13 protein-coding genes and 1 pseudogene are annotated in these 13564 nt (G+C 26.2%); 11 read left to right on the top strand and 3 right to left on the bottom strand.

Annotated elements, in window-relative coordinates:
- Positions 1-80: 80 nt before the first annotated feature.
- Positions 81-1124, bottom strand: coding sequence for a rod shape-determining protein (gene mreB, locus SLITO_RS05650; RefSeq protein ID WP_083433391.1), 1044 nt, complete (start codon positions 1122-1124; stop codon positions 81-83).
- Between the two features lie 98 nt (positions 1125-1222).
- On the opposite strand from mreB, the gene rnmV reads away from it, so the two are divergent.
- The 6 genes from rnmV to SLITO_RS05620 all read left to right on the top strand — a co-directional run bounded on the left by rnmV (position 1223) and on the right by SLITO_RS05620 (position 7082).
- Complete coding sequence (gene rnmV / locus SLITO_RS05645; RefSeq protein ID WP_075058788.1) at positions 1223-1753, top strand: ribonuclease M5; 531 nt, start codon at positions 1223-1225, stop codon at positions 1751-1753.
- A gap of 1 nt (position 1754) precedes the next feature.
- Positions 1755-2555 carry a 16S rRNA (adenine(1518)-N(6)/adenine(1519)-N(6))-dimethyltransferase RsmA gene (gene rsmA / locus SLITO_RS05640; protein ID WP_075058787.1) on the top strand — a complete coding sequence of 267 codons (801 nt, stop codon included), beginning with the start codon at positions 1755-1757 and terminating at the stop codon, positions 2553-2555.
- The gene (locus SLITO_RS05635; RefSeq protein ID WP_075058786.1) at positions 2545-3291 is read left to right on the top strand and encodes a GHMP family kinase ATP-binding protein; all 747 of its coding nucleotides are present in this window, start codon (positions 2545-2547) and stop codon (positions 3289-3291) included. Before rsmA ends, SLITO_RS05635 begins: the two co-directional genes overlap by 11 nt.
- Positions 3292-3350: 59 nt before the next feature.
- Complete coding sequence (locus SLITO_RS05630; RefSeq protein WP_075057955.1) at positions 3351-4514, top strand: IS3 family transposase; 1164 nt, start codon at positions 3351-3353, stop codon at positions 4512-4514.
- Between the two features lie 79 nt (positions 4515-4593).
- Positions 4594-5460, top strand: a complete 867-nt coding sequence (locus tag SLITO_RS05625) for a hypothetical protein (RefSeq protein WP_075058785.1) — start codon at positions 4594-4596, stop codon at positions 5458-5460.
- A gap of 5 nt (positions 5461-5465) precedes the next feature.
- Positions 5466-7082, top strand: coding sequence for a hypothetical protein (locus tag SLITO_RS05620; RefSeq protein WP_075058784.1), 1617 nt, complete (start codon positions 5466-5468; stop codon positions 7080-7082).
- 10 nt (positions 7083-7092) lie between these two features.
- Here SLITO_RS05620 and SLITO_RS06295 read toward each other — a convergent pair whose 3' ends face one another.
- Both SLITO_RS06295 and SLITO_RS06290 read right to left on the bottom strand, forming a co-directional pair.
- Complete coding sequence (locus SLITO_RS06295) at positions 7093-7995, bottom strand: ATP-binding cassette domain-containing protein (protein WP_407696206.1); 903 nt, start codon at positions 7993-7995, stop codon at positions 7093-7095.
- Positions 7996-8039: 44 nt separating this feature from the next.
- Positions 8040-8625: pseudogene (locus tag SLITO_RS06290) on the bottom strand (ATP-binding cassette domain-containing protein); the annotation flags it as partial.
- Between the two features lie 197 nt (positions 8626-8822).
- Here SLITO_RS06290 and SLITO_RS05610 point away from each other — a divergent pair.
- The 5 genes from SLITO_RS05610 to SLITO_RS05590 are packed head-to-tail and all read left to right on the top strand — an operon-like array spanning position 8823 to position 13564.
- Entirely contained in the window at positions 8823-9857 is a 1035-nt protein-coding gene (locus tag SLITO_RS05610) for a ribose-phosphate diphosphokinase (protein WP_075058782.1), read from the top strand.
- Position 9858: 1 nt separating this feature from the next.
- Positions 9859-10422, top strand: coding sequence for an aminoacyl-tRNA hydrolase (pth, locus tag SLITO_RS05605; RefSeq protein WP_075058781.1), 564 nt, complete (start codon positions 9859-9861; stop codon positions 10420-10422).
- Between the two features lie 8 nt (positions 10423-10430).
- Positions 10431-11723, top strand: a complete 1293-nt coding sequence (locus tag SLITO_RS05600) for an adenylosuccinate synthase (protein WP_075058780.1) — start codon at positions 10431-10433, stop codon at positions 11721-11723.
- A gap of 11 nt (positions 11724-11734) precedes the next feature.
- Positions 11735-13030 (top strand): adenylosuccinate lyase, encoded by a 1296-nt coding sequence (gene purB, locus SLITO_RS05595; protein ID WP_075058779.1) that lies wholly within the window; start codon positions 11735-11737, stop codon positions 13028-13030.
- A gap of 3 nt (positions 13031-13033) precedes the next feature.
- Positions 13034-13564 carry a phosphoribosyltransferase gene (locus SLITO_RS05590; RefSeq protein WP_075058778.1) on the top strand — a complete coding sequence of 177 codons (531 nt, stop codon included), beginning with the start codon at positions 13034-13036 and terminating at the stop codon, positions 13562-13564.

The raw sequence follows: 13564 nt of genomic DNA, 5'->3' as shown, positions 1-13564 counted from the left end.
TAAAAATTATATATAAAAATTACTAGAATTAAAAAAATAAATGAAAATAAAATAAAAAAGAGATTTTAATCTCTTTTTTATTATTTAATAACGTATTCTCTTGCGTCACGTAAATCAACGATTTCAAGTCATTTTTCAGCTTGTTTTTCGTATTCTTTAGTTCCTTCAATTACAGTTAATAAAGGATCTTGTGCTTTAATAACTTTTAATTGGAAGATTGATTCAAAGTATGCGTCGATACCTCTTATTAATGCTCCACCACCACAAATAGTAATACCATTTCTAATGATATCTCCTGCAAGTTCAGCAGGTGTGTTTTCCATAACTTCTACAATTAAGTCAGTAATTTTTGAGAATGGTGCCAATAAAGCATTTTTAACTTCATCTGGTGCAATAATAACTTCTCTTGGTAATCCTGATATTACATCACGTCCAAATGCACGGAATGTACGTCCATTATCAATTTTTGTTAATGAACCAATTTCTATTTTAATTTTTTCTGCAGTTTTAATACCTACTAAAACGTTGTATTCTGCACGAATGTATTTTCTTATTTCTTCGTCAAAGTGATTTCCGGCAACTTTGATTGATCTTGAAATAATAATATCCCCAGCTGAGATAATAGCGATATCAGTAGTTCCTCCACCAATGTCAACAACTAAGTGACCACTTGCTAGTGATATGTTAATACCTGCTCCAATTGCAGAAAGTTTTACTTCTTCTTCAACTAGAACTTTTCTTGCTCCCATATCAACAACAACTTGTTTTAATGCTCCTCTTTCTAATTCAGTAACTCCTGAAGGGCAAGCAAGAACTACTAAAGCATTTTTTAAGATGTCTGATAATTTGATACGTGAAAAGATAATTTTAATCAAATCTTTTGCTGCGTCTAAGTCAGCGATAACTCCATCAACTAATGGAACAACCATTCTTACATCATCGTTGGTTTTACCAACCATTTCATACGCCAATTCACCTGATGCAATAACTGTATTTGTATGAACATCGTAAGCCATTGTTGAAGGTTCATTATATATGATTCCTTGTCCACCTAAGTAAGCAACAACGTTTGCTGTACCAAGATCAAGAGCTACGAATTCTTTTTTACGGTCTCATGATGCCATTTTTATTTCCTCCTTTATAAGAAAAAACCCTTCGTGTATAATTATACTATAAACTTTGACAGAATACTAGTTTTTATACACAAGAAAGGTTATACTATATGAAAATAATGCAAGTGGTAGTTGTTGAAGGGTTCTCTGATACTATAAAACTTAAAAAGGTTTTTGGAAACGATAATATAGATACCATAGAAACTAACGGCCTTGCACTAACAAATCAAAAATTAAATTTAATAGCGGAACTTAATAAAACACGTGGCGTAATTATATTTACCGATCCTGATGGACCAGGTCTAAAAATACGTGATATTATTAATACCTACCTTGATTTTAACTGTTTTAATGCTTTTATCAACAAAAAAATGATTAAAAATAAAAAAAAAGTTGGTATTGCAGAAGCAGAAGATGAAGATATTAAAAAAGCTTTAATTGAGTTAATAAAATTCGATAATAGAGCCAAGTCGATTACATGAGAAGAATATGTTAATAATAATTTTTATTTAAAAGACAACAGGAACAAAATAACTAAATACTATAATTGAGATAAAAGTATAAATAATAAGAGACTATTTAAATGACTTAACTATTTAAATTTAAAAGTTGATGAAGTAAAAAAAATAATTGGGGATTAATATGCATATAGCTAAAAAGAAATTTGGACAAAATTTTATAACTGACGGTAATCTAATTGAAAAAATTATAAGTTATTTACCAAATGAAAAAGATCAACTTGTAATTGAAATTGGACCTGGCAAAGGGGCATTAACAAAAAAACTTGTTAACCAGTTTTCTAAAGTTATAGCTATTGAAATTGATAAGGATCTTGAAACAATTTTAAAAACATCTATCAAGAATGATAACTTTGAACTAATTATTGAGGATTTTTTAAATGTAGATTTAGAAAATATTATTAAAAAACATAATTTTAAAAAGGTTTCTATTATATCAAACACACCATATTACATAATAAGTTCAATAATATTTAAATGTTTTAGTTTGCAAAAACATATTACTAAAGCTGTTTTTATGGTTCAAAAAGAAGTGGGAGAGCGTATTTGCGCTAATATAAATAGCAAAAACTATAATAATTTGTCAGTAATATCAAATTATTATGCAACCCCAAAGTACTTGTTTACTATAAATAGAAAGCTTTTTAAACCAATTCCCGAGGTAGATTCAGCATTAATAGAATTTGATTTCACTAAAAACAAGTTAGGAATAATAAAAGATAATGAAAAATTTACAGATTTTGTTAGAACGTTATTTAATAATAAAAGAAAAACGATTCTAAATAACCTTAGTATGTACACAAAAAACAAAGTAATCGCTTCAAACTATATCTTAAATCTAAAATTAGATCCAAATTTAAGACCTGAAAATCTTACAACTGATGATTTTATTAGCTTATATAAAGAGGTAAATAATGAAAATTAAGTCATACGCAAAGGCAAATATTTGATTAAAAGTATGAAAAAAAAATAGCTTTGACCAATTTCATCAAATTGAAAGTCTAGTTACAAAAGTTAAAAATCTTTATGATGTAATATATATAAAAAAAATAACTGATAATAGTGATAAAGTTATTTGTAAAAATAAGTCACTTGAGAAAAATAATTATATTTATGATGTCCTAAATATATTAAGAGAAAATAAAATTATAAAAGATTATTATAAAATATATCTTAAAAAAAATATTCCTGTTGGTTCAGGGCTTGGTGGTGGAACAAGCAATGCTATATCAGTTGCAAAGTATTTTTTAAAGGATGAAAATAGGCCAGAAATTATTGAGACTATTTGTAAAAAAATAGGATTTGATTCTTACTATTTCTTTTCAAATTTAAATACTGCAATAGTTAGTGGTTTTGGTGAAGTTGTAAATCCATTTAATGAAAATGTCAAGATTAAAAAACAAGATTTGCTATTTACTAATATATATTGTAGTACAAAAAAAGTTTATGAAAATTTTGATAAATATTTTAGCGAAGAGCAAAACTTTTTAACAAAAGCTTCTATCAGCGTTTATCCTGAACTAAAACAATATAAAAATAAAGGAATTATGTCAGGATCAGGGTCAACTTTCATTAAAAACAGTTTTTATAATAAGAAAAAAAATAAGTACTTATTAATAACTGAAACTATTAAAAACACCAAATATGAACATCTAAAATAAAATTGACAGTAAAAAAGTACTTTTATTGTTAAAATTTTATTGAAAGGTGTTCTTTTTATATGGCAAAACAATGAACAAAAAATGAAAAACTTAATATAATTAATGAATCAAAAAAAATTGGTATTTTAAATGCGGCATTAAAGTTTGATATTAGTACTAGCACAATTAAAAGATGAAAATCAGAGGTAAAAGTTAAAGGTGAAGGCGCTCTTGAATGAGGTAGCGGAACACAAGCAAAAGGAAATATCAAAAAATTTAAATCTCATGATTGAATTTTTAAAGAACCTGATGATATGAGCATTGAAGAATTAAGAGAGGCTTTGAAACTGGAACGAGCTTTAAAAAAGCATTTGGCGAAGACAACTAAGGAAAAGTACTTCGCCATTTTTAATGTTAAAAGAATGTTTTCTTTGAAATTATCTTGTTTATATTTAAAAGTTTCAAGGTATGGATATTTAAAATGACTTAAAAACGGAAAACCAAAGTATAAAAATTATAATAGAATTTTAGCAATTAAGATAAGATGCCTTTTTTACTTGTTTAAAAAAAGATATGGTTATAATATGATAACTTTATTTTTAAACAAATACTTTAAAGAAAGATTAAACCCTTGAGTTGTTTATAGATATATGAAAATAATGAGTTTAAAAGCAGTGAAGAAAAAGAAAGTTCCAAACTATGATAAATCAGGTCCATTAAGATTTGAAAATCTACTAAATAGAAACTTTAAATCTAAAAATATAAATGAAAAATGAGTAACAGATGTAACTTATATAAAAACTATTAATGGAAACGTATATCTATCTGTTATAAAGGATTTGTTTAATTCAGAAATTATTGATTGAAAGTTATCGGTTAGTCCTAATAATAAATTATGTCATACAAATTTAATAAGCGCCATTAAAAAAAGAGGTGCACCAAAGATAATCCACTCAGATCAAGGATCACCATATACAAATGAAACTTGAGAAAGATTATGTAAAACTAATAATATAAATATTTCTATGTCACGAAGAGGAAATTCACCAGATAATGGTGCCTGTGAGTCTTTTTTTGGAACTTTTAAAAATGAATGTATATATACATATAAAGTAAAAGAACTACATCATTCAAATATTTATAAAATTATCTCAGACTATATAGAGTTTTATAATTATGTTAGACCTTCATTAAAACATAAAAAAACTCCATACGAAATTCGTATGGAGAAAGTATCTTTTTAATGTCAATTTTAATTGACAATTTCAATAAGGTGTTTTTTTATTTGTATAAGACTATAATAATTTAAAGGAGTTATAAATAATGAAAAAATTAATCCAATTTTTGCTAGCAATTGTATCAACAGCTTCTTCTATAGGTTTTACAACTTCATGTGCTTTTAATGATCCAACCACTGACACAAATGAAGACAAAGACGCTGGGGCTTATTTAGAAATGGTTAATAGTGTATTTGACCATTACACTAAAGATACACTATATCTTTTAGACAATGATGAAAGCGGAATTAAAGCATTTATCGGGGATGTTAGAAGAGAAAACTTTTTACAAGATAATGAAAATATAACAGTTGATAAAATAGAACAAGATACATTTACTCTTAGGTTTGAAAAATTAAAAGTAGTAAAAAAATATAATTATAAAATGAAAGAAGATATTGAAATTTATCTTAATGAAGATAGCAAGAATCCATTCAAAGATATTGATAATAATTCATACACTGACTTTGTTGCTTTATTGGAAAACAAAGTTTTAAAAAAGCCAAATAATGGTAAATATATAATTAAATCACGTGAAATATTAACTCAAACATACAACGAATTAGAAAAAATTGAATTTTCAGTGCCTCAAACTAGCGAGTACACAAAAATGTACACATATTATGTTCCTTACTATGGTAGGGTAGTATTTAATGCAAACTACAAAAATAGATTATCATACATAATAAGTGAAGCAACATTAAATAAGGATTTACCTTCTGATTTAAGTGGTAAAGAAATTAAAGATTATTTCTCAAGTACTAGTCAATTTAAAGAAAAATATGCAACAAACGAAACTTATAAGAATGGTTTTTTTATGTTAGTAATGATAAAGAAAGAGTACTTACTTTTGAAAAGACTGACGGGGAGATTTATTACAAAAACGATGAAAACCGCCAAAGACCTTATTTAGATGAAATGTTTAAATTAGATTATGAGCCTTTTAATGATGCCTCTTTAAAATCAAAAAGTGGTGTTTTTAAACAAAAAAATTATTTTACTTCTATAGAAAAAAAGATACTTACAGTTGAAGAGTGAAATAATAAATTAATAGAATATATCGAAGAAACATCTAAAATAAAAAATGCAAGGAAATATTTAAATATAAAAATAAATAATGAAGATTCAAAAACCCCAGAAGCAACTGTAAAATTAAAAACCGAAAATAACATATGTACAGGTTTTAAAATCCATCCTAAATTTGAAGGGTATTTAGTAATAAAACTATATGGATATATTGATATAAATGATTATTTTGAAAATAAAGATTTTGGAACAATAAGTAGAAGTTCAATTATTAATGTAGATAAATCTTTTGAAGAAAATGTGATTGAGGTTTTTCAACTTTATTTTTATAACTTAGTTTTTGATAATGCTGAAATTAAATCAACAAAGGAAGATTTTGTTAATGAAGGAAAAGTTACAATTACTTTTTTACCTAACTCATATTCTACTTCTGGAAGATTGTTCACTACAGGTGAATGAACTTTTAATTTAAAACAAATATATTTTAGTAAGAGTTTTCATGAAGAGTCTTTTATAAATAAAGATTTAAAAGAAATTAAATTCTCACACCAAATTAGCGAAAACGAGTTAATTTTTTACAATTCAAATAGTAATAATAGCGAATTATATTACAAAAATGAATCAGAATTATTAAAATTCGATTGAAGCAATATAAATGATTCGAACTTGAAAAAAGTTAAAAGTAATATTAATAATCTTTTAGACTTAAATCAAGGGAAATTTTTAATAGAATCAGAAAGTTCAATTTATATAATTCAAATTGAAAAAAATATTGTTACTTCATTTAAAAAGTTAAATACCGATAGCAATAAAGAAATCGGGCGCATTACTTTTGATGACTCTTTTATTTATTTATTTAATAAAGAAACAAACACACTAACTAAGATCAATTACTTAGAAAATAATTCAAAAGAAATAAGAGTTAGAACATTCATTATGAAAATAGATTATATTAGTATACATAAAAACTATTTATTCGGAGTTGAAAAGGAAACAAACAAAATTCTTATTTATGACATAGTAAAAGAAGAATCAAAATACGGTGTTTTACCACAAAGTAAAGTACCTGAAATAAGTAAAATAGACTTTGTTTTCTATGATAAAGGTTATGAAATAATAACCTCAAGAGAGAATTTTGTTTATATTGACTATTGTAATTACGAAACATTATCTCAACAAGCTTTAAAGGTAATAATGTTTGATAAAGAATATAATAATAAATATTCTTATAATAGTGTAAGTGACTCAATGGAAATAGGATACTTTTATAGCAATAATAATAAAATATATTGATCAGAATCATTTTTAAAAAAATTTGAGCCTGAATCTCCTGCATATTGAGTTGAAAAGAAATCTAAAATAGAGGTAAATATAAAAAATTCAGATGTTATTAAAAGTGAAAAAGTTAAATCAACTGACACCAAATTCATAACATATATTTATTTAGATAAAAATACTTCAAAATTAAGTATATTTTCCGCTACAAAAAATCATTCTAATATTAAATAAAAGTAGGTATTTAGACTAAATCTTCAAAGTTTATTACTTTATCTGCTCATTTTGTAGAAAAATTAATATCATGAGTAGTTAATAATACTGTTCCTTTGAAATTAACAATTGCTTCTAATAAAGATTCTTTTGCTAAAGCGTCTAAGTGGTTAGTGGGTTCATCTAATATTAATAAGCTACATGGTTGCATACTCAAAGCTGATAATCTAACTTTTGTTTGTTCTCCACCTGAAAGAGTTGACATTGGTCTTATCATTAGATCATTTCTAACACCAAATTGGCCTATTTTTGCTCTTGCTTCTCTTTCTGTTAACTCTTTAAACTTATTCATTAAATAAGTGATTGCATTTACGTCACCGCATTTTTCAGCTTGTTTAAAGTAAGTATATGAAACACCGTTCCCTAAATTAATTTCACCATCAAAAGGATTTACTTCTTTCGATAATGTTTTTAAAAAAGTTGTTTTACCAATCCCGTTTTTACCCTTAATTATACATTTTTCGCCACTTCTAATTTCAAAATTTAGTTTATGTAACAAAGGATTATCATAACCAATAACTAAATCATTTGCCTTTATAATTACATTTGAAGCAGGTTCTTTATATATAAAATTAAAATTAGGTTTTGGGTTTTCTTTTCTTTTATCCATAACATCAAGCTTGTCAAGAGTTTTTCTTCTTGATTGAGCAGATTTTGAAGTTGATGCTCTTGCAATATTTTTTGCAATGTATGTTTCTAATTTTTTTATTTTCTTTTGTTGACTTAAATAATCTTTATCATATTGATCTTGTTGAATTGCTAATTCTTGAAGGTATTTATCATAATTTCCTACATATCTTGTTAATTTTAAATTGTCTAACGCATAAATAATATTACAAGTCTTATTTATAAAATCTTGGTCATGTGAAACCATTATAAAAGCTTTTTCATAGCTTTGTAAGAAATTAGCAAGTCAATTAACTTGTTCGATGTCTAAAAAGTTTGTTGGTTCATCAAGAACTAAAAAGTCATTATCACTTAGCAATAGTTTTGCAAGCATAACTTTATTTTTTTGACCTCCACTTAATTCAGACATTTTTCTTTCGAGTTTATCTACACCTATTCCAAGACCATTAACCAAGTTACCAATTCTTTTTTCGATAGAGTCAAAATCATTTAAGTTTAAAATATCTTGATATTTTAAAGCTTTAACAAGTTCATCTTCATCATAATTCTCTGCCATTTTTTCATAAATATCATTCATTCTTTTTTCAATATCATATAAGTCTTTAAATGCCGATTTCAAATACTCCTCAACATATACATCGTCGCTTATTTCTAAATGTTGGTCTAAATAACCAATTTTTGTTTTAGAGTGAATTTCAACTTCACCTAAATCAGGTATTATTTTTTTAGAAATGATATTCAAAAGAGTAGTTTTACCAGCGCCATTTGGTCCAACTAATGCAATATGTTCTTTTCTGTTAAGTTTAAGAGAAGTTTCTCTATAAAGTTTTTTATCACCATTAGCATGACTTAAATTTTGAATGTTAACTAAACCCATTTTTCCACCTTTTCTAATTTTTGTACTAGAAAATTATAAACTAAAATGTTCAATAATAGAATTATATGTTTAAATTAGTGACCTTGATTATTTTTAAGCTCTAAAATACATTTGAATCATTCAATAAAATTGATAGTATGAACGTCTTTTATAGATATAACCTTCAAATTTGGTATTATTAATATGGAGAATAAAAAATGGAAAATAATAATATAAGGATATTTGGTTTATCTTCAAATAAACCTCTAGTAAATGAAATATGCGAAATACTTGGTGTTAAAGAATCTCAAACTAAGATATCAAGATTTATGGATGGTGAGATATTGGTTCAATCAATGGAATCAGTTCGAGGACAAGAAATATATATTGTTCAATCAACAAACCAACCTGTAAATGAAAATTTAATGGAATTATTAATAGCGGTTGACGCTTTTAAAAGGGCAAGTGCAGCAAAAATTAATGTTGTGATCCCATATTTTGGATATGCAAGACAAGATAGAAAAGCAGCAGGAAGACAACCTATTACAGCAAGATTGGTAGCAAACTTAATTGAAAAATCTGGCGTTGATAGAGTTATTGCTGTCGATTTGCACTCAACACAAATTATGGGATTTTTTAATGTCCCAATTGATAATTTTTCAACTGCACAAGCAGTGGCTTCAGAAATAATAAAAGATATAATTAAAAATAATTTAGATCCTAAGGAATGCATTCTTGTATCACCTGACTATGGTGGTTTAACAAGAGTCCATGGTGTTGCAAAATATACTGGAAACATAACAAACGGTATTGCAGTAATTGCAAAAAGAAGACCTGAACCTAATAAAGCAGAGGTTGAGTTTATTCTTGGAGATGTTGCTAATAAAACTTGTTTTATAATCGATGACATGATTGATACAGGTGGAACAATTATAAATGCAGCAAAAGCATTGAAAACAGAAGGGGCAAAAGAAATTTACTTAATTGCTTGTCACGGTTTATTTAATGGTAATGCTGTCGAAAATTTGAAACAAGCAATAAAAGAAAAAATTATTAAGCAGGTAGTTGTAACAAATACAATTGATTTACCTGAATCAAAAAAATTTGACGGTTTAAAAATTATATCTGTTGCAAAATTAATGTCTGCAATGATTAAAAGTTCTTATGAAAAAAACCCTTTAACAAAAGTTTATGAAGAAGAACAAGCAAGAATAGCAGAAAAAGTTAAATCATATGTAGAAAAATTTAAATAAAATGCAAAAATTGATTATTGGTCTTGGCAATCCAGGTTCTAATTATTCTAGAACAAGACATAATGCTGGATTTATATTGATAGATTATTTGCTTGAAAAGTATGGGTATGAGAAAAAAGGTTTAAAGTTTGATGCTGAAATTTACATTACAAAGATAGATAATATAAAAACAATATTTCTTAAGCCTTTAACTTATATGAATCTATCAGGTGAGGCCATTATAAAAGCGATGAATTATTTCAAAATAAACGTAGATGATATCATAGTGATACATGATGATAAAGATCTTGATGTTGGTGTACTTCGTTTTAAAAACAAAGGAAGCTCAGGTGGACACAATGGTCTTAAGAATATCATTCAACATTTAGGTAGACAAGATTTTAAAAGGTTAAAAGTTGGTGTTGGCAAACCAATTAATAATATTAAGATTGTTGATTGAGTTTTAATGAAATTAAAAGATCAAGAAATTGATTTAATAATTGAAAATTTTAAGAAAAAACAAAAGTTCATTGAAGATTTTGTTAAAAATATTGATTTTTTAAAAATAATGAACGAATTTAATTAAGGAGATTTATGAGAAAGTATAATTCACTTGTAATTGTTGGTGCTCAATGAGGTGACGAAGGTAAAGGTAAAATGACTGATTACTTTGGTCAAAAAGCAGATGTAGTAGTTAGATTTTCGGGCGGAGATAATGCAGGACACGTTATTAACTTTAATGGTGAAAAACATAAAGTTACAATCGTGCCTTCAGGGATATTTAATAAAAAAACAACAAATGTAATAGGTAATGGTTGTGTGATAAATTTGGATAACTTAATTAAAGAAATTGATGTTATTGAAAAGTTTGGTACAAGTCACGGAAATTTATTAATTTCAAATAAAGCACACGTTTTAATGCCATACCACATCGAAATAGACAATGCATTAGAAAATGAAAGAAAAGATTTTAAAATAGGAACTACAAAAAAAGGGATTGGACCAGCTTATAATGATAAGATTTCAAGATTTGGTATTAGGATATGTGATATTCCAAGACCTAGTTTTGGTGAACATTTAAAAGCAACATATGATTACAATGTTAAGTTCCTTAAGAAAATGTTTGATATAGACTTTTCAATTACTTTTGAGGACTTGTATGACCAACTTCAAGCAGCTTACAATAAAATTAAACCTTGAGTAACTGATTGTGATATTTTTGTAGAGAATGCAATTAAGGATGGCAAAAATGTTTTATTTGAAGGTGCGCAGGGAGCAATGCTTGATATAGATCATGGAACATATCCTTATGTAACAAGTTCTAACACTTCTGCGAACAATGCTTCAATTGGTACAGGTATTAGCCATAAACTAATTGAAAAAACTCTTGGAATTGTTAAAGCTTATTGTACAAGAGTTGGAGAAGGACCATTTCCAAGTGAAATAAATGATGAAATTGCAAATAAAATCCGTACAGTTGGTAATGAATTTGGGTCAAATACAGGTAGGCCAAGAAGAATAGGATGGTTTGATGCTGTTGCATTAAAACATGCAATAAGAACATCTGGTTTAGATTCAATATTTATTACATTATTAGATGTGTTAACAGGTATAGATACTTTAAATATTTGTGTTGGTTATGAATTAAATAACAAAAAAATAAGCATTATGCCAAATAACGCAAATGATTTAGCTGATTGTAAACCAATATATATATCAACACCAGGTTGAACAAAAGACATTACAAAAATAACTTCTTTTATTGAGTTACCAGATGAAGCTAAAAATTATATTAAGTTGATAGAAAAAATATGTGAAATAAAAATAGATGGATTTTCAGTGGGACCAGATAGAAATCAAACAATATTGTATGAAGATTTTTTTTAGGAGAAAATTAAATGATAGAACGATACCTTATTAATGAAATTGAAAAAATTTGAAGTGAAGAAAATAAACTTTTAACATGACTTGAAGTTGAAAAAGTTGTTGTAAGAGCATGAAATAACCTTGGTGTAGTCCCTAAAAAGGATATGGATTTAATAGATAAACTTAAAGAAATTAACATACCAAGAATGTTGGAAATTGAAAAAGAAACTAAACATGATGTTGTTGCTTTTACAAGAATGATTTCTGAGTATTTAGGAGAAGAAAAAAGATGAATCCATCTTGGACTTACTTCTACAGATGTGGTTGATACAGCTCAAAATGTTTTGATAAAACAGTCTAACCAAATTGTTTTAAAAGAGATAAATAAATTATTAGAAGAAATTAAGAAAAAAGCTATAGAAAATAAAGAAACATTAATTATGGGAAGATCTCATGGAATGTATGGAGAACCAACATCACTGGGTCTAAAATTTTTACTATGATACGATGAATTAAAAAGACAAATAAGTAGATTTGAACTTGCAAAAAATCAAATAGAGGTTGCTAAAATATCTGGTTCAATGGGTAATTATGCAAATATAGAACCAGATATTGAAGAGTTTGTAGCAAAAGAATTTGATCTTAATCTTGATAATATTTCTACTCAAGTAACTCAAAGAGATAGACATGCAAATTTAATACAAGTATTTGCAAATATATCAAGCACTTTAGAAAAAATAACTACAGAAATTAGATTGTTTCAAAGAAGTGAAGTTCAAGAAGTTTGTGAAGGTTTTGATAAAGGCCAAAAAGGCTCTAGTTCAATGCCTCATAAAAAAAACCCAATTAGTTCAGAAAATATTACTGGACTAGCAAGGTATATAAGAGGTTTTGTATCAACATCTTTAGAAAACAATGTCTTATGACATGAAAGAGACATATCTCATAGTTCAAATGAAAGATTAATGCTTCCAGATGTTTTTAATATTATGGTTTACATACTAAGAAGAACAACTAGTACAATTAGTAATTTAGTTGTAAATAAGGATAAAATGTTAGAACATATTAATAGTCAAAATAACATTTTTTATAGTCAAAGGGTATTAACATACATATTAATAAAGTATAATTTTTCTAGAGAAGAAGTTTATGATTTCATTCAAAAATGCACTTTAGAGTGCCAATTAAAAAATAAAGACTTTAAATCAATTTTATTAGAAAATGGTATTAATAATTATATTTCCAACTTAAATGAATTTGAAGAACTCTTTGATTTGAAATACTTCTTAAGACATGTAAATCGTGTCTTTGAAAGGGTGGTTAAATAATTTATGGAAAACCAAAAACTAGTAACAATTATAACAGAAGAAGAAATTAGATCTGCAATCGCCAATGCTGCACAGAGCTATGGAAAATTATATGAAAATCAACAACTTACAATAGTTGCTGATTTAAGAAACTCATTTATTTTTATTGCTGATTTAATTAGGGAATTACCAATCGATGTAACAATTCAGTTCGTAGCTACTCCAACTAAAGATATAGAAAATTGTAATTTACAAAATTCTAAAATTGATCTTGGTCTAACAGAATCATTAAAAGGTAAAAATGTTCTTATAGTAAATGACATTTTATTAAATGGTAATACATTAACAAGATTATATGATTATGTTAAAAATGAAGATCCAGGTTCAATCAAAATTTTAAATTTAATAGAAAAAGATAATAAAGATCGTAACATATCTTTAGAATATGAATCATTATTTAAAATTGATAATTTATTTATAGTTGGTTATGGATTAACATATAACGAAAGCTATAGAGGCTTAAAAGCAATCTATAGTTTAGAAATTGCTAAATAA

The organism is Spiroplasma litorale, from assembly GCF_001267155.1.
Lineage (GTDB): Bacteria > Bacillota_I > Bacilli_A > Mycoplasmatales > Mycoplasmataceae > Spiroplasma_A > Spiroplasma_A litorale.
This window is presented reverse-complemented; position numbering and strand designations above follow the sequence as displayed.